Here is a 20,446-nt window from a genome sequence, read left to right on the forward strand (position 1 = left end):
TGCTATTAAAAACCTTGTTTGATATTTTTAAAATAACCAAAATTTGATTTTTCCGTCATACCAGGAGGCTTGCCATGGAGTTGCAATTTGAATTTTTGGAAGGAATGCCAAAGTATATTTCCATTTATGAACAATTAAAAGAAAAGATTATCACTAAACAACTGAGGCCCAATGAAAAATTGCCATCGAAAAGAAAATTGGCGGAACAATTAAACGTCAGCATTCAAACAGTGCAAAATGCTTATGAACAATTATTAAGCGAAGGCTATTTGTATAGCATAGAGCGTTCTGGTTACTTTATAGCCGAATATAATGAGGATTGGCTGCAGGCTCCGGTTGCCAAGAAACCTGCCATTCAAATTGCTGAAGAGAGGCAAGTGTATAATTTGAAAAATGGACAAGTGGATCCAGAAGCATTTCCATATAAAATTTGGCAAAAACTATATAAACGCCAATTAGAGGCGCATCCAGTCCACAATAGCTCTTGGCAAGGCGAACTACCATTGCGCAACGAAATTACCGAGTATTTGCATATGGCAAGGGGAATTGCTTGTGACCCTGAGCAAATTTTTATTTATAGCGGAACCCAACAGCAATTACAGGCGTTGTGCATCTTTTTTGGCAAAATACCAGTGGCGATGGAAGAACCCGGATTTTTTCGAGCTGATGCTGTTTTCAAGCAACTGAATTATGAGATTGAATATGTAAAAATTGACGATTCAGGTGCAAGTATTCCTAGCAAAAAAGTGAAACTATACTATGTAACGCCAGCCCACCAGTTCCCATTAGGAGCCGTCATGTCAATGGAGAGAAAAGTGCAGCTTCTTCAATGGGCAAAAGAAGTAGACGCCTATTTAATTGAAGATGATTACGATGCAGAATTCCGTTATAAAGGCTTGCCAATACCTCCGCTTTCCCACTTGGACCAACTAGAGCGGGTCATTTACTTTGGCACCTTTTCTAAAACGCTTATTCCATCTATTCGCATGAGTTATATGGTGCTGCCAAAATCGCTGGCAGCTGAATTCCGGCATTTTTATCAACATCAAAAGCCGACTGTTTCAAGAATCGACCAGCTGGTGGTAGCTGAGTTTATGCATTCTGGCTATTATGCAAAGCATATTGAAAAAATGCGTACATTGTACCGCAAAAAAAGAAAAACATTATTGGAAGTATTGCAAACTTATTTGCCGGCTGAGTTTAATATTTTTGGTGATACCGCGGGGCTGCATGTTATTATTCAATTGCCGGAGTGGCTTGAGGAAAAGCGGGCGGTTGAACTTGCATTGGAAATGGGGATTGCTATCGATCCGGTCTCAAAATATTATCAAACAACTACACCTCAAAACCTAGTCATGATAGGATTTGGTGCCATCCCTTTAGAAAAGATTCATCCTGTCATACAAACATTAGCTGATGGTTGGTTACAATCGCGGTAATGGAAGAATCTACTATACTACAATCTTCAAAAAATTCTTCATTAAGCCATATGTAATGCTAAAAGGAAAATTTTCTATTAAAATGAAAATGTTGTACATAAACTGTTCCTTTGCATGTATAGTAGTAATAGTAGTTAATTGGGTATATTTCTGAATAATAAACGAGCCTCTTGAGAAAATTATTTTTATGAGGCATATACACAATATATGGGAAGTCAGGAGGAATTTTTTTGTTTCAAACGACGAAATTAGCGGAGGGCGTTTCGCTACATATAAGAAAAACGACACAATTTAAGACGGTGAATTTCTCTTTTAAGTTTAGGACACCTTTAACGACAAAAGTGGCAGCTGAGCGAGCTGTTCTTTCAAACGTATTACAACATAGCAATGAGCGGTTTAAAAAATCAGCAGAGTTTCGCAGTTATTTAGATGATTTATATGGTACGATGCTTTATTTCGACGTATCGAAACGCGGTGCGGAACATACTGTAGTGTTGAACGTAGAAACGGTAAATGATCAATATTTATCGAATCATCCTGTTTTAAATGATGTGATTGGCTTATTACAAACAGTTATTTTCCATCCAAATATGGAAAACGGACAATTTGTTCCATCGATCGTCGAACGGGAGAAACAAATTGTTATCCAACGAATTGAATCAATTTTTGACGATAAAACTCGCTATGCTCAACAACGGTTAACACAAATTTTACGTCCGAATCATCCTGCATCTATTCCAGCAAGCGGCTCAATTGAAGCGGTAAAGGAAGTAACTCCGGAGTCGCTGACAGAGGCTTATTATTCCATGATTCATAACGACAAAATTGACATCTACGTAGCAGGAGATATTGACACGGAAGAAATTCAAGAAAAAATGAAAAAAGCTTTCCAGTTTAAAGATCGAACTCCTCAACAACTAAATTACAATGAGGAATCAAAGCCTGAGAAAGATTATGTAAAAGAGTTTCAAGATATGAAGCAAGGTAAGCTGCATATTGGCTTTAGCACACCGGTGAAATTTGGCGATCCAGATTTTCCTAAAATGCAAATTTTCAACGGTGTATTTGGCGGATATGCCCACTCGAAACTATTTATGAATGTCCGTGAGCGTGAAAGTTTAGCATATTACGCTTCCAGTTCCTATTCGCCTCATTATGGTCTACTATTCGTTGTTTCAGGAATTGAACCAAAAAACGAGAAAAAGGCAATTGATATTATTTTTGAACAGTTAGAAGACATGAAAAAAGGAAATATTTCCGATTTAGAATTGAATCAGACGCGGGCAATGTTGACAAATCAATTGAGAGAAGCGTTGGATTTAGCTCGTGGTCAAATTGACATATTTGATCAATATAAAGATTTAGATGAAGAATTTTCTGTAGAATTGTGGAAGGAACGTTGGAATAAAGTGACAAAAGAAGATTTAAAACAAATGGCATCTCAAATTCAACATGAAGCAACATATTTCTTATGCGGAAAGGAGGCGAAATAATGGAAACGATTGAATTTCACCAATTAGATGAAACGTTATATTATAAAAAATTATCCAATGGACTTGATGTATATATATTGCCAAAAAAGGGATTCTCTAAAACTTTCGTAACTTTTACTACAAAATATGGATCCATTGATCGTACCTTTACGCCAATCGGAGAATCGGAGCGTATCACAGTTCCAGATGGCATCGCCCATTTCCTTGAACATAAAATGTTTGAAAAAGAAGAAGGGGATGTATTCCAAAAGTTCAGTGAAAGAGGAGCCTCCGCCAACGCTTTTACATCCTTTACAAGAACTGCTTATTTATTCTCTGCAACCGATCATATTTTTGAAAATACGGAAACGCTCCTGGATTTTGTGCAGGAACCGTATTTTACCGAAAAGACAGTAGAAAAAGAAAAGGGAATCATCGGTCAAGAGATTACGATGTATGAAGACCAGCCGGATTGGCGCCTTTATTTTGGAACAATAGAAAATATGTATCACAACCATCCGGTAAAAATCGATATCGCTGGAACGATTGAATCCATTGATCAAATTACAGCTGAACATTTATATACTTGCTATAATACGTTTTATCATCCTTCCAACATGTTGTTATTTATTGTTGGAAATGTGGATCCAAAAGAAATGATGAATTTTATTGAAGAAAACCAAAATAAAAAGTCCTTTAAAGAAGCACCTGAAATTGATCGCTATTTTGAAGAAGAACCACTTGATGTTGCAGTAAAATTGCGAGAAATCAAAATGGATGTTCAACAGCCGAAAGTGTATGTCGGACTGAAAGCGAAGGAGACAAATTTGAGTGGGGAAGAAATGCTCAAACATGAACTCGCTGTACAAATTGGTTTAGAATGTTTATTTGGTCGAGCATCCGAATTTTATACAGATGTTTACGAAAACGGATTAATTGATGAGTCCTTTGCTTACGATTTTACTTTAGAGAAGGGATTTGGATTCGCTTTAGTTGGCTCAGATTCACCGGATCCTGATGCACTCGTCGAAAAAATATTGCATACCGTTAATCATGCAAACAAAATTTTCAATGAAGAGGCGATTGAACGTATAAAACGAAAAAAAATCGGCTTCTTCTTAAGAGCGTTAAATTCTTTAGAATATATTGCAAACCAATTTACAAGATATAAATTTAATGATATGAACTTGTTTGATGCAGTTCCTGTAATTGAAAAAATCACATTGGAAGATGTGAAAGAAGCTTTTCAATCCATTCAAGGCGAATCTCAACAAACGACATTCAAAATTTTACCGACAAGGAGCCCGCAATGAAAAAATTTGCACTTGTGATTGGAGCTTCCGGTGCAATCGGTAGTGCGATTGTAAAGCGTCTAGCTAAAGATGGCTGGTCGCTTTATTTGCATTATTTTAAAAATCGTGAAAAAGTGGAGCATTTAGTAGATGATTTGAATACTGCTTATCCTCACTTGGAATTCATCCCGGTACAAGCGGATTTCTCCGTTGATGGTGGGGCAGAACAATTGGTCAATCAAATTTATTCTATTCAAGCGGTCATTTTTGCAGGTGGTACCGCATATTATGGTCTACTTGAAGATACCCCTTCAAGCGTTATCGATCAACTATGGAAAGAGCATGTACAAAACCCCATTCGACTTGTTGCACTTTTATCAAAAAAATTGCGTCAACATGATATTAGTTATATTATGTTTATCGGTTCTATTTGGGGAGAAGCTGGAGCTGCTTATGAAACTGTGTATGCCACAGTAAAAGGTGCCCAACATGCTTTCGTGAAAGCATATGCAAAAGAAGCAGCCTATCAAGGGATTTTAGTAAATGCGATTGCACCTGGTATCATCAATACGGAAATGAATTATCATTTGTCGGAAGAAGAAAAACAGGAAATTTATAATGAGATTCCACTTCATCGCATGGGGGAACCTGAGGAAGTTGCGAATATGGTCTCCTTTTACATTAGTGGACAGGCAGATTATGTCACAGGCCAAATTATACGTTTAAATGGTGGTTGGTACATATAATGAACGTTGCTTGTCCATACTAATGATGAAAAGGAGGAGATAATATGGAAATATTACAAAACTGGGAACGATGGAAATCATTTCTTGGACAACAAGTAGAAAATGCAAAAAATATGGGCTTGTCTGATAACACAATTGAAAAAACAGCGGTCCAAATCGGCGAATATTTAGCGAAAAATGTTGACCCAAAAAATGAACAAGAGAGAGTACTCGCCGATCTATGGTCAGTAGCTAGTGAAAAAGAAAAACATGCACTAGCAAGCTGTGTTATGAAATTAGTCCAAAACAGAAACATTAACTAATGATGGAAACTTTTTTGGTTGTTACTTTTTAACTAAACTATTCATATCATCATCTTGAATAGTATTTTGTTTCCTTTCCGTATGTGTATTTAAAAGGAAAAAGGGGGAAATTTCCTCCTTTTTCTTCATTCCAATTCATCAAAAATTAATGAGTCGTAAAAAGATGAATAATTTTGTCCAATTTAGCATAATTTTGTCGCATTCTAACTTTTCAATACATATAAAATCAGATATGATGAAACTTGTAGGTCATTATTTTCGTTAGAAATAAGGGGACGGTTGTAAATGGGTGAATGGTATTTTGAATATGAAATTCAAGTAAATCGTCCAGGATTGTTAGGTGATATTGCCTCTCTACTTGGTATGCTTAAAGTGAACATTGTAACTATTAATGGTGTAGACGAAGGCCGTCGAGGTTTGTTGTTAAAATCCGAAAATGAGGAATCCATTAGACGTTTTCAATCGATTGTCAACACAATTGATGATATCCGCGTCACAAAATTGCGTGAGCCAAAAGTTCGAGATCGTTTAGCTGTTCGCCATGGTCAATATATTGAAAGAGACGCAGATGAAAAAAATACTTTTCGTTTTGTTCGAGATGAACTAGGAATTTTAGTTGACTTCATGGCTGAATTATTTAAAACCGAGGGACATAAGTTAATCGGAATTCGTGGAATGCCTCGAGTAGGCAAGACAGAATCAATTGTTGCAGCGAGTGTCTGTGCTAATAAAAAATGGATATTTTTATCCTCTACTATGATTAAACAAACGATTCGAAAACAATTAATGGGAGATGAATTTAATACAAATAATATTTTTATTCTCGATGGAGTCGTTTCTAGAATGACGACAGATGAAAGGCATTTGCAACTTGTGCGTGAAGTAATGAAAATGCCTAGTGTAAAAGTAATAGAACATCCAGATATCTTTGTAAAACACTCCGAATATAACATTGAAGATTTTGATTATATTATCGAATTACGCCATCATCCAGATGAAGAAATCGTTTATGATGCCATTGAGAAGAATGACACTTTTGCCAATGGGGACTTTTTCTCATTTTAATAATATTAAATAAAGTAGGTGTTATGGTTGACAGAGCTCGGTACTCGCCTAAAAGAAGCGAGATTGTCTAAAGGATATAGTTTAGATGATTTACAAGAGATTACGAAAATACAAAAAAGGTATTTAGTCGGCATTGAAGAAGGAAATTATTCTATTATGCCGGGTACCTTTTACGTACGAGCATTTATCAAGCAATATGCTGAAGCAGTTGGACTCGATCCAGATGAAATTTTTGAGGAATTTAAAAACGAAATTCCTAGTCATCAAACGGAGGAAGTAGCACAATCATTCTCCCAAAGTCCAACTCGTAAAAAATTAAAAACAACATCCACAAATAAATTAATGGAATCTTTGCCTAAATATGTTGTTGCCTTATTTATTATCATCATCATTGCTGTCCTTTGGTTCTTTTTCTCTCAAAGGCCATCAGCTCCAGAAGAACAAGTAACAGAAAATAATACTGAGCCAATTGAATATGAGCAAACAAATGTTGATAATCCTCCAGCAAAGGACGAAAATAAGGCTGGAAATGAGGAAGAGCCTAATAATCAACCAATTGTAGATGAGCAAGAAGATGATGAACAACAAACGCAAGTCATTTCAGAGGGACAAGTGCAACCGGATGGGGTTTCGACTGTTTACGAATTATCAGGAACAGACAAAATGCAAATCCGGGTTGAAGTTTCTGGTGATACTTGGGTAAGCATTCGCGATGCAAATGGTAATGAACAAGTGGATGATCGTGTCTATAAACAAGGAGAAGTAGTAGAACACGATTCATCTGCGAACGGATATGCCCGCATAAGACTTGGTTTCTCTGAAAATGCAAAAGTGTTTGTGAACGATGAAGAAATTCAATACGTTCAAAACTTGAGCGCTCAAAATATTATTATTAAATTTAGCGAGGAACAGTAGTCATCTATTATAGATGACTATTTTCTTTCGCATGAAAGGTTGTAGTAGATAATGAATTTACCGAATAAAATTACTGTTTCCCGCATTTTACTAATTCCTATTTTTGTCATTGTGATGATGTATGATTTTAATTGGGGAACGATGGAATTGTTCGGCGCTGAAATGCCTGTCCATCATTTTGTAGGTGCATTGATATTTATTGTTGCATCGTGTACTGACTGGATCGATGGGTATTTTGCCCGCAAATATAATCTTGTAACAAACTTAGGAAAATTTTTAGATCCCCTTGCTGATAAATTATTAGTCACTTCTGCATTTTTACTGTTAGTGGAATTAGGGCTTGCTCCTGCGTGGGTCATTATCATCATATTAAGCCGTGAATTTGCTGTTACTGGTTTGCGCTCCATTTTGGCCGGTGAAGGAAAAATTGTTGCTGCCAGCAACTTAGGAAAAATAAAAACATGGACGCAAATTGTTGCCATTACTGCACTGTTATTGCACAATACTATTTTTATTATGTTCGGCATACCATTTGATAAGTTGATGCTTTACGTTGCATTATTCTTTACAATTTGGTCTGGTTGGGATTATTTTTATTTAAACCGACAAGTTTTTGTTAATTCCAAATAAGTGAGGGGAAAAGATGAATGCCGAAATTATTGCAGTTGGCTCTGAGTTGCTATTAGGTCAAATTGCCAATACGAATGCAAAATTTATTTCCAGCCAATTATCAGAACTTGGTATTAACGTATATTATCATTCGGTGATTGGCGACAACGGAGGTAGGCTCAAAAAAGCGATTGAAATTGCTGAATCCCGTGCAGATTTAATCATTTTTTCCGGCGGATTAGGACCAACGAAGGACGATTTAACAAAAGAAACGATTGCAGAGCATTTAAATGTGCCTCTCGTTTTCGATGAAAAAGCACTAGAAGCAATTGAAAAATTTTTCACTAACCAAGGTAGACCGCTTACAGAAAATAATCGAAAACAAGCTCTAGTTCTACAGGGTAGTGAGGTATTAGTCAATCATCACGGTCTAGCTCCAGGCATGCTGCTTCAAAAGGGAGGACGGACATACATATTATTGCCAGGTCCGCCAAAAGAATTAGAGCCGATGTTTCAATTTGAAGCCAAACCAAAGTTAGCTTCTCTTATCAGCAAAGGAGGAATTATTCTATCTCACGTTCTTCGCTTTTATGGCATAGGAGAAGCAGAATTGGAAACAAAGATTCAACATATTTTAGATGCCCAATCAAATCCAACGATTGCCCCGCTGGCTTCTGATGGTGAAGTGACGTTGCGCATTACAGCGAAAGCGGATTCGAAAGCAGAAGCTTGGGAATTAATAAATGAAAAGAAAAGGGAAATTTTATCGATTGTTGGCAAATATAACTATGGTGTTGACGATGATACGCTCGCATCAAAAGCTGTTGAAATGCTGCTTCAAAATAAGTTAACGATTTCAGCTGCTGAAAGTTTAACAGCGGGATTATTTCAATCAGAACTAGCGGAAATCCCTGGCGTTAGCGGCACGCTCGTTGGTGGAATGGTGACTTACACAGAAGAGGCAAAAATCCAACAGCTGGGAATTCCAAAAGAATTGCTCAATCAATATGGTATCGTGAGTAGCGAGTGTGCTGCGAGTATGGCAAGAAATGTTCGTGAAAAGTTTGGTACGGACATTGGCATTGGTTTGACAGGAGCTGCTGGCCCAGAACCACATGACGGAGAGCCGGCAGGAACAATTTGGATTGGCATCGCGATTGGCGAGGATGTAATGACGAGGAAACTTCAATTGTCTGGACTTCGAAATACCAACCGTTTACGTACCGTCAAATATACGTTGAGTTATTTAATCCGATTGCTTGAGGAAAAAAGATATCAAAAGGTCTAAAAATAAAATTTGAGCCAAAAAAATGGCTCAAATTTTATTTTTGCGAAAATACGTTCGGTTTTTTATTGATTATTTCTCAAAAAAGAAGTATAGTAGAAACAGAACAATACAGATTCGCTTTTTAAGGAGGAAACATTTTGAGTGATCGTAAAGCCGCCTTAGATATGGCGTTAAAACAAATTGAAAAGCAATTCGGTAAAGGCTCCATTATGAAACTCGGTGAAAAAACGGATTTGCAAATTTCGACTGTGCCAAGTGGTTCACTAGCTCTTGATGCAGCCCTTGGTGTGGGGGGATATCCGAGAGGACGTATTATTGAAATTTATGGTCCAGAGTCATCCGGTAAAACTACAGTGGCATTACATGCAATTGCGGAAGTTCAGGCACAAGGTGGACAAGCGGCATTTATTGATGCAGAACACGCATTAGACCCAATTTACGCTCAAAAATTAGGCGTTAATATCGATGAATTAATTCTTTCCCAACCTGATACTGGAGAGCAAGCGTTGGAAATTGCTGAGGCATTAGTGCGAAGCGGTGCAATTGATATTATTGTCATCGACTCTGTAGCGGCATTAGTGCCAAAAGCGGAGATTGAAGGAGAAATGGGCGACTCACACATGGGGTTACAAGCTCGCCTAATGTCTCAAGCTTTACGAAAATTATCTGGGGTCATCAATAAATCAAATACAATCTGCATTTTCATTAACCAAGTTCGTGATAAAATCGGCGTCATGTTTGGTAATCCAGAAACGACACCTGGTGGCCGTGCTTTAAAATTCTATTCTTCCATCCGTTTAGAAGTTCGCCGTGCGGAAACAATTAAACAAGGTAGCGAAATGATAGGAAGTAAAACAAAAATTAAAGTAGTGAAAAATAAAGTAGCTCCACCATTCCGCACTGCAGAAGTGGATATTATGTTCGGTGAAGGAATTTCGAAAGAAGGCGAAATTGTCGATATTGGTGCAGAGCTAGACATTATTCAGAAGAGCGGTTCCTGGTATTCATACAACGATGAGAGAATTGGACAAGGTCGAGAAAACGTGAAACAATTCTTGAAAGCAAATCCAGAAATTCGCGATGAAATTGCACAAAAAATTCGTGAATCCTTTGGCATGACATCGAATTCTTACATGATTGCAGCTCATGACGATGACGAAGAGCTCGCAGAAGAATTACCGTTATTTGATGAAGAATAATAAACGGTGATGTTCTAAATAGCAGTATAAAAAAGTAAATAGAAGGTTTGCCCAAAGATTTCATTAAAAGAGCGAATGAGAATTTTTTGATTCTCTTTTGCTCTTTTTCTTTCTCTAGAAAGAGCAGTAATTATTCTTGGTGGAGTTTTAGTTATATTTGCATCTTTGAAAATACAAAATTTCATTTATAGATGAATAAAATCAAATGAAAATTGGCAAAATAAGTGAAGGAAATATTTTTTGAAAATAGAAACTTAATATTTCCTATAATTAATATATTTTCCACCAATTTATATCAAAAAAACAGAAAAATTTCCTTAAAATTATCATCAAATAACGAAGTATTGAGAAGCAAAATCAGCCGTCATTAGTGGTGGCAATCCTTGACAGAGCCAATTGTGAACTATACAATTAGACTGTATAATTTTTTTTAATGATAAAATGAAATAGGCAGTATGTTGAGAAAAATTGTCAATATATGAGCCGACTGAAAATGCATGTGATTATAGCAAGAGGAGGTGTTCGTATGGAATACATGATCTCCGCTTTGCTTGGACTCATCGTCGGTGCCGCTGTTATCTATTTCTATATGAAAAAAGTGAATGAATCGAAAGTGAATGGTGCGAAACAACAGAGCTTGCTCATCATAGATGAAGCTAAGCGAGAAGCGGAAGCGCTAAAGAAAGAAGCACTATTGGAAGCGAAAGATGAAACTCACAAACTTCGAACTGAGGCTGAGAAAGAAATCCGCGAACGACGCGCTGAGCTTCAGAGACAAGAAAACCGGTTATTGCAAAAAGAAGAAAATCTCGATCGTAAGGATGATGCTCTAAATAAGAGAGAAGCAAGTCTAGAGAGAAAAGAAGAGGCTCTAGCCGAAAGACAACAGCATATTGAACAGATGGAAAGTAAAGTGGAAGAGCTAGTAGAACAACAACAGTCAGAATTAGAACGCATTGCTTCTTTAACGAAAGAAGAAGCGAGAGATATCATTTTAAAACAAGTTGAACAAGAACTTTCAACAGATATCGCTATGATGATTAAAGAAGCTGAAACGCGTGCTAAAGAAGAGTCTGACAAAAAAGCAAAAGAAATTTTATCGTTGGCTCTGCAACGATATGCTGCTGACCATGTGGCAGAAACAACAGTGTCGGTTGTAAACTTGCCGAATGACGAAATGAAAGGCCGAATTATCGGTCGTGAAGGACGAAATATTCGTACCCTTGAAACGCTTACTGGTATCGATTTAATTATTGATGATACTCCAGAAGCGGTTATTTTATCTGGTTTTGACCCAATCCGTCGTGAAACTGCTCGTCTTGCATTAGAAAAACTCGTGCAAGATGGACGAATTCATCCAGCTCGAATTGAAGAAATGGTTGAAAAATCACGCCGAGAAATGGACGAACATATTCGTGAAACGGGAGAACATACTACGTTTGAAGTCGGCGTTCATAATTTACATCCAGACTTAATTAAAATTTTAGGCCGCATGAAATATCGGACAAGCTATGGCCAAAATGTATTGAAACATTCCATTGAGGTTGCCCATTTGGCAGGACTTATGGCTGCTGAATTAGGTGAAGACGTAGCGCTCGCGAAACGGGCAGGATTACTTCATGATATTGGTAAAGCAATTGACCATGAAGTAGAAGGAAGCCACGTGGAAATCGGTGTTGAACTTGCTACGAAGTATAAAGAACACCCTGTTGTCATCAACAGTATCGCTTCTCACCATGGCGATGTGGAACCTACAAGCGTTATTGCAGTGATTGTAGCTGCAGCAGATGCTCTTTCAGCTGCCCGTCCTGGTGCTCGTAGTGAAACACTCGAAAACTACATCCGCCGATTGGAAAAATTGGAGGAAATTTCAGAATCCTATGAAGGGGTAGAAAAATCCTACGCAATCCAAGCAGGCCGTGAAATCCGAATCATTGTGCAACCTGAAAAAATTGATGACTTACAAGCACATCGACTTGCGCGGGATATTCGAAAACAAATTGAGGAAGAACTCAATTATCCAGGTCACATCAAAGTGACGGTCATTCGTGAAACTCGTGCAGTTGAATATGCGAAATAATAAAATATTTTAATAGCCTCTTTTGATTTTTTAATCAAAAGGGGTTTTCTTATAATTATGAAGAATAATTTCTTGGCAATGTTTCATTTTAAAAAAATAAAATGTGAAGATTATTTTCATGGCACAAGATTATAAATAAAATAGCATTCATACTTGTAAGATGATAAAATTGAGTAGGTTTGATTTATAGAAAGTGGGTTATTCAGCTTGAAAGTACTATTTATCGGTGATATCGTCGGATCAATCGGTCGAGAGGCGGTCGAAAAATATTTACCACGATTAAAGAAAAAATATGAACCCGATGTAGTTATTGCAAATGGAGAAAATGCAGCAGCGGGTCGAGGAATCACGCAAAAAATTTATCAACAATTGTTGCAAATGGGCATTGATGTGATTACGATGGGTAATCACACTTGGGACAATAAAGAAATTTTTGAGTTTATTGACGAGGCTCAATATTTAATTCGACCTGCAAACTTTTCTAAAGAGGCACCTGGTAAAGGCGTTGTCCAAATCTCGAAAAATGGACATATTTTAACGGTCATCAATTTACATGGCCGCGTATTTTTACCTCCCCATGAAGATCCGTTTCGTATGGCGGATGAATTAGTTGAAGAAGCAAGAAAAATTTCTCCTTTAGTATTTGTTGATTTCCATGGTGAAGCAACGAGCGAAAAAATTGCATTTGGTTGGCATTTGGATGGACGGGTTTCTGCAGTCGTTGGAACACATACACATGTTCAAACAGCAGATGCAAGAATATTTCCAGGTGGTACAGCATATATAACTGATGTAGGGATGACTGGACCATACGATGAAATTTTAGGCATGAAAAAAGAAAGCGTCCTTTACAAATTCCAAACGAATATGCCTTCTCGATTTGAAGTGCCAAAATCGGGAAGAGACGTATTCAGCGGCTTTTTCGTTGATATTGATAACGAAACGGGCAAAGCCACTTTTTGTGAAAGAATTTACATTAATGACGATTATCCTTTCCAAGGATAATTCCCAAGATTTTGCATGATTCCCTTCCAAAATGATTCTATTTTTCTAATTTGCTGCATAAAATGTGCTACGGACATAAGTTCAAGTCCTTTGAATGAATGCCAGCAAAAAAGCTTCATTCAAAATCAATAAAAAAGCAAATATGGGGAGGAATAAATGTGGATTCATTGAAAGTATCGTCTCGCTCAAATCCTAATTCTGTAGCAGGTGCGCTCGTTGCGGTAATTCGAGAGCAAGGATATGCAGAAATGCAAGCTGTAGGTGCGGGTGCTCTGAACCAAGCGGTAAAAGCAGTAGCCATTGCCCGTGGTTTTGTAGCACCAAGCGGGACAGATTTAATCTGTTCTCCAGCATTTGCAGACATTCAAATTGGTGGAGAAGATCGTACTGCACTAAAACTTGTAGTTGAGAAACGCCAGCGATAAATCATTCAAAGTGGCGAAAGGAAGTACTTCTTCCAAAATTTACGGAGGGTGGAGAGTAAATTCTCCACCATTTTTTTGTGGAATTCTCTTGAAATGATCAATAATGATCGAAATAACAAGATTCTCCTATGTAAGAAAAGTTCTTTTAGAAAATACATAGCAGGGAAAAATAAGTGTTGTAACCTTTACAAACTTTTGAACGAACTTTTCCGTCTAAGGTCTGAAATTGAAATATTTAACCGTTTTTCGTATTTCAAGGAAATCGATTCATGTTATATTTAAATAAGAAAAAAGTATGTAATTAAAAGTTTTTAAGGAGATGTTAAAATGTTACATCAGCTTTCGTGGAAAGTCGGTGGGCAACAAGGTGAAGGTATTGAGAGTACTGGTGAAATTTTCTCAATGGCAATGAACCGTTTAGGCTATCATCTATATGGCTACCGTCATTTCTCCTCTCGCATTAAGGGAGGTCATACAAATAATAAAATTACTGTTCGCCCAACACCAGTTCGTGCAATTGCGGACGATTTAGATATTTTAGTGGCATTTGACCAAGAAACAATAGAGGTCAATTATAAAGAATTAACAGAAAACGGCATCATTTTGGCTGATAGTAAATTTGACCCAGTCAATCCTGAAGACTCAAAAGCGCCACTCTTTTCTGTTCCGTTTACAGAAATTGCTACTGAGCTTGGCACATCGTTAATGAAGAACATGGTAGCAATTGGCTCAACTGCGGCTTTATTAAACTTGCCAATCGAAAGCTTCCAAGCAGTTGTCGATGAAATTTTTGGCCGCAAAGGTGAAGAAGTAGTCAAAAAAAATATGGAAGCCATTCAACGAGGTTATGATGCAACTTGCGAACTCATTGGCGATAAAGTAGGTAAATGGGAATTAGAACCAGCAGATGGCAAACGACGCATGTTCATGATTGGTAATGATGCGGTTGCGCTAGGTGCGATTGCTGCTGGTTCTCGATTTATGGCTGCATATCCAATCACACCGGCCTCTGAAATCATGGAATATTTAATTAAAAAACTTCCTAAATTTGGTGGTACGGTTATTCAAACAGAAGATGAAATTGCCGCTTGTACGATGGCAATCGGTGCGAACTTTGGCGGAGTACGTGCCTTTACTGCATCAGCAGGTCCTGGTTTATCCTTAATGATGGAATCCATCGGTTTATCTGGTATGACTGAACAGCCGCTTGTAATCATCGACACACAGCGGGGCGGTCCATCAACAGGGCTTCCAACAAAACAAGAACAATCTGATTTAATGGCGATGCTTTACGGTACACACGGAGAAATTCCAAAAGTAGTAATTGCTCCTTCAACACTAGAAGAAGCCTTTTACGATACAATCCAAGCATTTAACATTGCTGAAGAATTGCAACTACCAGTCATTGTGATGACGGATTTACAATTGGCTCTTGGTAAACAAACTGCTGATCCATTTGATTATTCAAAAATTGAAATTCGCCGTGGTAAATTGAACCTTGATGAATTGCCAGAAAAAGATCCGAAAGAAGATTTCAAACGATATGAAGTAACGGAAGACGGAATTTCAACTCGTGTTCTTCCAGGCCAACTACACGGCATTCATAAAGTAACAGGAAACGAGCACGATGAAACTGGTAAACCGGCAGAAGCACCAGGAAACCGTAGAAATCAAATGGACAAGCGTTTACGTAAATTAAATTATTTAAACTTCAAAGATCCAATTTATGTCGATGCGCCTCATGAGGAAGCTGATGTTTTAATCGTTGGTTTTAACTCAACTCGAGGTGCGATTGAAGAAATTCGCCCATTATTGGAGCAAGAAGGCATTAAAGCGAACCACGTTCATGTCCGGTTAATTCATCCATTCCCAGCCAATGAATTAAGACCTTATGCAGACCGTGCGAAAAAAATTATTGTGGTGGAAAATAATGCGACAGGTCAATTGGCCAATATTATGAAAATGAATATTGGTGGACATAACAAAACATTTAGTATCACGAAATATGACGGCACTCCATTCTTGCCTCGTGAATTAAAAACTCGTGTAAAGGAGTTGCTTGACTAATGGCAACATTTAAAGATTTTCGTAACAACGTAAAACCTAACTGGTGTCCTGGATGCGGAGATTTTTCTGTGCAAGCAGCGATTCAACGGGCAGCTGCCAATGTCGGTATCGAACCACATGAACTTGCAATCATTTCCGGTATCGGCTGTTCAGGACGCATTAGTGGATATATCAATTCCTATGGTTTTCACGGTACACATGGCCGTGCATTGCCAATCGCTCAAGGTCTAAAAATTGCCAATCGTAATTTACATGTCATTGCTACTGGCGGAGATGGTGACGGTTATGCGATTGGGATGGCTCATACGGTTCACGCCATTCGCCGTAACATCGATATTACTTACATCGTAATGGATAACCAAATTTACGGTTTAACAAAAGGTCAAACTTCTCCACGTTCTGCTTACGGATTCGTAACAAAATCAACACCAAACGGTTCAATTGAGCCATCGATTAAGCCATTGGAACTTGCTCTATCAGCAGGTGCAACATTTGTTGCTCAAGGATTTTCATCTGATATTAAAGAACTAACTGCTTTAATTGAAGCAGGTATTCAACATAAAGGATTTTCCTTTATTAACGTATTTAGCCCATGTGTGACTTACAATAAAGTGAACACGTATGAATGGTTTAAAGAACATCTAACGAAATTAAGCGATATTGAACATTACGACCCTCAAAATCGTGAATTGGCGATGCAAACAGTAATGGAAAAAGATGGACTTGTTACAGGTATCGTTTATCAAGATACTAAATCCGTACCTTATGAACAACAATTAGAAGGTTTTGCAGAAAAGCCGCTAGTGGATATGGATTTAAAAATTGATGAAGATCAATTTAACGAATTAGTAAAAGAATTTATGTAAAATGCTCTTTGTGTCAAATCGAATATTAATGCAGTGAAACCAACTTAAGTGAATTCTGTCCTTTGACAGTTAGATTCTCTTAAGTTGGTATTTTTTTGAGTATGTTGGCTTATCTTACTATTTCATTTAAAACTTGCAATAATTTAAGTTAAAAGTACTTTCTTTCTTTTTCTATATTTTTCATTCGAAATTATTCTCCAAAGAGGGTAATATGGGAGATAAGGGCGCAATTTCATTAATGGTTATAGGAAAATATTTAGATCGATAGAAATCGAGGTCTTACCATTGAGCAATGTAATTGATTTCTTCTCCATGAAGAAGAGAAAACATGAGGAACAATTATTTAATTTGTTTCGTAAAGCAAATTCGTTTCAAAATCGAGAACAAATTGATAAGCTTGTAGATGAAAAAAAACTAACAGTTGAAGATCATAAAAGGTTCCTTGCTTTTTTAGCGCATTTACAAGCGAAGAATATTGAACCAACAGAGCTTTTTCAATCCGTATTGACCTTGTCGAAATATCAATTTGAACAACGATATCCATTCAATTGGTTTACCGTTGTTCAAAATTGCCTAACCTTTTTGACCATTATAAAAGAGAAGAATCACAAGCAATATGAGCGATTTCTCTCAGTACGGTAAATATGTCAAAAGTAGCATAATCGTATCATAAATATTGTTCTTTTAATGAACTATTCGTTATAATTAAAAAATGGGATTCCTCTATGAATCCATTAGAAAGGAGTCATTCATAATCAATGAACGAAGAACAACGTTTAGCAAATAGTCAGGCAGCACAGCCAAAACCTCAAAAAACAGAAAAAGATTATAGCAAATATTTTGAACGAGTAATCACTGCTCCTTCTTTAAAAGAAGCGAAAAAACGCGGAAAAGAAGAAGTGAAATATCATAAAGATTTTAAAATTCCTGAAGAGTTTCGAGGAATGGGAGACGGCCGTAAATTCTATATTCGCACATACGGTTGTCAAATGAATGAACACGATTCAGAAGTAATGGCCGGCATTTTCATGCAACTAGGATATGAACCTACTGATTCAGTAGAAGATGCAAATGTCGTACTTTTAAATACATGTGCCATCCGTGAAAATGCAGAGAATAAAGTATTTGGTGAACTAGGCCTTCTTGCAAAATACAAACGAGAAAATCCTGATATGTTGCTTGGGGTGTGCGGATGTATGTCCCAAGAAGAATCGGTTGTCAATAAAATTTTAACGAAATACCAACATGTTGACATGGTATTTGGTACGCATAATATACACCGTTTACCATATATCTTAAAAGAAGCGTACATGTCTAAAGAAATGGTCGTTGAAGTTTGGTCAAAAGAAGGGGACGTAATCGAGAACCTTCCAAAAGCCCGACAAGGCTCTATTAAAGCTTGGGTAAACATCATGTACGGATGCGATAAATTCTGCACATACTGTATCGTTCCTTATACTCGAGGAAAAGAGCGCAGCCGCAGACCGGAAGAAATCATTCAAGAAGTAAGAGAACTTGCAGCTCAAGGATACAAAGAAATTATGCTTCTTGGACAAAACGTAAATGCTTACGGTAAAGATTTCACAGATATCAACTATCGACTTGGCGATTTAATGGATGAGCTGCGTAAAATTGATATTCCACGCATTCGTTTCACAACGAGCCATCCTCGCGATTTTGACGATCACTTGATTGAAGTGTTAGCAAAAGGCGGAAACTTAGTTGAACACATTCACTTGCCAGTTCAATCTGGTTCAAATGAAATCTTAAAAATTATGGCTCGTAAATATACGAGAGAACAATTCTTAGAACTTGTTCGAAAAATTAAAGCAGCTATTCCGAATGTGGCATTGACAACTGACATCATCGTTGGATATCCGAACGAAACGGAAGAACAATTCCAAGAAACGCTTGATTTATATCGTGAAGTTGGATTTGAATCAGCATTTACTTACATTTATTCTCCACGTGAAGGTACGCCAGCTGCAAAAATGAAAGACAACGTACCAATGGAAGTGAAAAAAGATCGCTTATACCGCCTCAATGCCGTTGTAGAAGAATTCTCAAAAGCTGCATTGAAAAAATATGAAAATCAAATTGTTGAAGTGTTAGTTGAAGGCGAAAGTAAAAAACGCAGTGATGTATTAGCTGGTTATACAAGAAGAAATAAATTAGTAAACTTTGTTGGCCCGAAAGAATTAATTGGTCAGTTAGTAAAAGTGAAAATCACGAAAGCAAGTTCTTACTCTCTTCGCGGTGAATTCGTAGAAGTGGTAAAACGACAAGAGGTGGAAATCTAATGGCGACTAAATTATATACAAAAGATGAAATTGTTGAAAAAGCGAAAGAAATCGCTCATATGATTGCCCAAACTGAAGAAGTAGAATTTTTCAAAAAAGCAGAAGCTCAAATTAATGAAAATCAATTTGTGCGTGAAAAAATTGCAAGTTTAAAATCCCTTCAAAAACAAGCTGTAAACTTCCAACATTTAGGGAAAGAAAAAGCGCTGAAACTTGTTGAGAAAAAAATCGAGGAAATAGAAAAAGAAATCGATGAATTACCAGTTGTTCAGCAGTTTAAACAATCTCAAATGGAAGTTAATATACTGTTGCAATTAGTTTCCAACGCGATTGCGACAACTGTTACAAACGATATTATTGAATCAACTGGCGGCAATTTACTTACTGGTGAAACGGGATCAAAAGTGCAAAATACGAGTCCTGGAAGTTGCTCTTAATAAAAGGCTACAAGGAAAATCGAATGTTTGATTTTCCAGTAGCCTTTTTCTTTTGAATTTTTTACGCAAACTGGAACACTTCTTAACCTCCTTTAATACTATATGTTTGTTAGGCAAATGCACTAGTTCAACTCATTATTGCTTTAATCGACAGGATTTAACAAATTTCTTTAAAAACAAAGATCATATTTCACCAATTAGGCATTCGCCGCATACAATAGTTCGACTAGATGTAAAGGAGGAAATTGTTTGAAACGTTTGCGTCAAATCGTGACAAAAGCGGTTGTGGCGAAAGGGAAAAAACGTACGGAATCCAGTGAAGTGATGCGTCCACCTAACACGCCAACAAGCATATTAGGTTGTTGGGTAATCAACCACCACTATTCTGCAAAAAAAGTGGGGAAATATGTAGAAGTATCTGGTAAATTCGATGTGAATGTGTGGTATGCATATCATAACCATTCAAAAACTGCTGTTTATACAGAAACAATTCCTTATAAAGACAGAATAAAATTACATTATCGCGATGAAGAAATCATCGATTCAAATGAAGTCCATGTAAAAGTATTACAACAACCAAACTGCATTGAAGCAGTGATCAACCAACAAGGCGATAGCTTCAACATTGTGATTGAACGCGAATTCTTAGTGGAAGTAATCGGTGAAACAAAAGTGGTAGTATCAGTTCATCCAATTGAATTTGAAGAAGAATGGAATTTTGATGACGATGATGATGAATCATCAAGCTCCTCTTCCTCTTCAAGTTCTTCAGATTTCGATTATAAAAAATCAAGCAGCAGTGAAGACTCCTCTTCATTTCAATAATCTCCATTGAGAGCACCATCAATAGAATAATAAGATGGTGCTCCTAATATTAAAAAGCATGTTTTCTTGGTTATCGCTATAATTTTCGTCATGTTATAATAGCTTAGAGAATTT

The 20,446-nt window shown here is 37.1% G+C and carries 19 protein-coding genes; all 19 read left to right on the forward strand.

What is annotated here, in order from left to right:
• Positions 1 to 74 precede the first annotated feature (74 nt).
• The 19 genes from pdxR to cotE all read left to right on the forward strand — a co-directional run bounded on the left by pdxR (position 75) and on the right by cotE (position 20,332).
• Complete coding sequence (gene pdxR / locus NST98_RS01050) at positions 75 to 1,439, forward strand: MocR-like pyridoxine biosynthesis transcription factor PdxR (protein ID WP_340714160.1); 1,365 nt, start codon at positions 75 to 77, stop codon at positions 1,437 to 1,439.
• Between the two features lie 230 nt (positions 1,440 to 1,669).
• The gene (yfmF, locus tag NST98_RS01055) at positions 1,670 to 2,932 is read left to right on the forward strand and encodes an EF-P 5-aminopentanol modification-associated protein YfmF (protein WP_340714161.1); all 1,263 of its coding nucleotides are present in this window, start codon (positions 1,670 to 1,672) and stop codon (positions 2,930 to 2,932) included.
• On the forward strand, positions 2,932 to 4,224 hold the full coding sequence (gene yfmH, locus NST98_RS01060) for an EF-P 5-aminopentanol modification-associated protein YfmH (protein ID WP_340714162.1): 1,293 nt from the start codon (positions 2,932 to 2,934) through the stop codon (positions 4,222 to 4,224). Before yfmF ends, yfmH begins: the two co-directional genes overlap by 1 nt.
• Positions 4,221 to 4,949 (forward strand): elongation factor P 5-aminopentanone reductase, encoded by a 729-nt coding sequence (ymfI, locus tag NST98_RS01065; protein ID WP_340434410.1) that lies wholly within the window; start codon positions 4,221 to 4,223, stop codon positions 4,947 to 4,949. Before yfmH ends, ymfI begins: the two co-directional genes overlap by 4 nt.
• A 44-nt stretch (positions 4,950 to 4,993) precedes the next feature.
• On the forward strand, positions 4,994 to 5,251 hold the full coding sequence (locus NST98_RS01070) for a DUF3243 domain-containing protein (RefSeq protein WP_016836823.1): 258 nt from the start codon (positions 4,994 to 4,996) through the stop codon (positions 5,249 to 5,251).
• Between the two features lie 285 nt (positions 5,252 to 5,536).
• A complete protein-coding gene (locus NST98_RS01075; protein WP_016836824.1) occupies positions 5,537 to 6,316 on the forward strand; it encodes a DUF3388 domain-containing protein in 780 nt (259 codons plus the stop codon).
• An 18-nt stretch (positions 6,317 to 6,334) separates the two neighbouring features.
• Positions 6,335 to 7,231 (forward strand): helix-turn-helix domain-containing protein, encoded by an 897-nt coding sequence (locus tag NST98_RS01080; protein WP_184656202.1) that lies wholly within the window; start codon positions 6,335 to 6,337, stop codon positions 7,229 to 7,231.
• A 51-nt stretch (positions 7,232 to 7,282) separates the two neighbouring features.
• The gene (pgsA, locus tag NST98_RS01085; RefSeq protein ID WP_016836826.1) at positions 7,283 to 7,861 is read left to right on the forward strand and encodes a CDP-diacylglycerol--glycerol-3-phosphate 3-phosphatidyltransferase; all 579 of its coding nucleotides are present in this window, start codon (positions 7,283 to 7,285) and stop codon (positions 7,859 to 7,861) included.
• A gap of 13 nt (positions 7,862 to 7,874) precedes the next feature.
• Positions 7,875 to 9,128, forward strand: coding sequence for a competence/damage-inducible protein A (locus NST98_RS01090; protein WP_340714163.1), 1,254 nt, complete (start codon positions 7,875 to 7,877; stop codon positions 9,126 to 9,128).
• 137 nt (positions 9,129 to 9,265) lie between these two features.
• A complete protein-coding gene (recA, locus tag NST98_RS01095; RefSeq protein ID WP_340434419.1) occupies positions 9,266 to 10,327 on the forward strand; it encodes a recombinase RecA in 1,062 nt (353 codons plus the stop codon).
• A gap of 526 nt (positions 10,328 to 10,853) precedes the next feature.
• Positions 10,854 to 12,407 (forward strand): ribonuclease Y, encoded by a 1,554-nt coding sequence (rny, locus tag NST98_RS01100; RefSeq protein ID WP_016836829.1) that lies wholly within the window; start codon positions 10,854 to 10,856, stop codon positions 12,405 to 12,407.
• Between the two features lie 207 nt (positions 12,408 to 12,614).
• On the forward strand, positions 12,615 to 13,412 hold the full coding sequence (locus tag NST98_RS01105) for a TIGR00282 family metallophosphoesterase (protein ID WP_340714164.1): 798 nt from the start codon (positions 12,615 to 12,617) through the stop codon (positions 13,410 to 13,412).
• A 158-nt stretch (positions 13,413 to 13,570) separates the two neighbouring features.
• Positions 13,571 to 13,837, forward strand: coding sequence for a stage V sporulation protein S (locus NST98_RS01110; RefSeq protein WP_016836831.1), 267 nt, complete (start codon positions 13,571 to 13,573; stop codon positions 13,835 to 13,837).
• Positions 13,838 to 14,164: 327 nt separating this feature from the next.
• On the forward strand, positions 14,165 to 15,904 hold the full coding sequence (locus NST98_RS01115; RefSeq protein WP_340714165.1) for a 2-oxoacid:acceptor oxidoreductase subunit alpha: 1,740 nt from the start codon (positions 14,165 to 14,167) through the stop codon (positions 15,902 to 15,904).
• On the forward strand, positions 15,904 to 16,770 hold the full coding sequence (locus tag NST98_RS01120; protein ID WP_340714166.1) for a 2-oxoacid:ferredoxin oxidoreductase subunit beta: 867 nt from the start codon (positions 15,904 to 15,906) through the stop codon (positions 16,768 to 16,770). Before NST98_RS01115 ends, NST98_RS01120 begins: the two co-directional genes overlap by 1 nt.
• Before the next feature lie 285 nt (positions 16,771 to 17,055).
• Positions 17,056 to 17,412, forward strand: a complete 357-nt coding sequence (locus NST98_RS01125; protein WP_340714167.1) for a hypothetical protein — start codon at positions 17,056 to 17,058, stop codon at positions 17,410 to 17,412.
• Between the two features lie 116 nt (positions 17,413 to 17,528).
• Positions 17,529 to 19,070: a tRNA (N6-isopentenyl adenosine(37)-C2)-methylthiotransferase MiaB gene (miaB, locus tag NST98_RS01130; protein ID WP_016836835.1), complete on the forward strand. Its 1,542-nt coding sequence runs from the start codon at positions 17,529 to 17,531 to the stop codon at positions 19,068 to 19,070.
• Positions 19,070 to 19,507: a RicAFT regulatory complex protein RicA family protein gene (locus tag NST98_RS01135; protein WP_016836836.1), complete on the forward strand. Its 438-nt coding sequence runs from the start codon at positions 19,070 to 19,072 to the stop codon at positions 19,505 to 19,507. The genes miaB and NST98_RS01135 overlap by 1 nt, the downstream gene beginning before the upstream one ends.
• Positions 19,508 to 19,756: 249 nt before the next feature.
• A complete protein-coding gene (gene cotE, locus NST98_RS01140) occupies positions 19,757 to 20,332 on the forward strand; it encodes an outer spore coat protein CotE (RefSeq protein ID WP_016836837.1) in 576 nt (191 codons plus the stop codon).
• The last annotated feature ends 114 nt before the right edge of the window (positions 20,333 to 20,446 follow it).

It is taken from the genome of Ureibacillus sp. FSL W8-0352, from assembly GCF_038004345.1.
Classification (GTDB): Bacteria; Bacillota; Bacilli; order Bacillales_A; family Planococcaceae; genus Ureibacillus; species Ureibacillus thermosphaericus.

Coding starts and splice junctions, on each gene's coding strand:
- pdxR (WP_340714160.1), top strand. CDS start 75: ATGGAGTTGCAATTTGAATTTTTGGAAGGAATGCCAAAGTATATTTCC.
- yfmH (WP_340714162.1), top strand. CDS start 2,932: ATGGAAACGATTGAATTTCACCAATTAGATGAAACGTTATATTATAAA.
- ymfI (WP_340434410.1), top strand. CDS start 4,221: ATGAAAAAATTTGCACTTGTGATTGGAGCTTCCGGTGCAATCGGTAGT.
- NST98_RS01070 (WP_016836823.1), top strand. CDS start 4,994: ATGGAAATATTACAAAACTGGGAACGATGGAAATCATTTCTTGGACAA.
- NST98_RS01075 (WP_016836824.1), top strand. CDS start 5,537: ATGGGTGAATGGTATTTTGAATATGAAATTCAAGTAAATCGTCCAGGA.
- pgsA (WP_016836826.1), top strand. CDS start 7,283: ATGAATTTACCGAATAAAATTACTGTTTCCCGCATTTTACTAATTCCT.
- NST98_RS01090 (WP_340714163.1), top strand. CDS start 7,875: ATGAATGCCGAAATTATTGCAGTTGGCTCTGAGTTGCTATTAGGTCAA.
- rny (WP_016836829.1), top strand. CDS start 10,854: ATGGAATACATGATCTCCGCTTTGCTTGGACTCATCGTCGGTGCCGCT.
- NST98_RS01115 (WP_340714165.1), top strand. CDS start 14,165: ATGTTACATCAGCTTTCGTGGAAAGTCGGTGGGCAACAAGGTGAAGGT.
- NST98_RS01120 (WP_340714166.1), top strand. CDS start 15,904: ATGGCAACATTTAAAGATTTTCGTAACAACGTAAAACCTAACTGGTGT.
- miaB (WP_016836835.1), top strand. CDS start 17,529: ATGAACGAAGAACAACGTTTAGCAAATAGTCAGGCAGCACAGCCAAAA.
- NST98_RS01135 (WP_016836836.1), top strand. CDS start 19,070: ATGGCGACTAAATTATATACAAAAGATGAAATTGTTGAAAAAGCGAAA.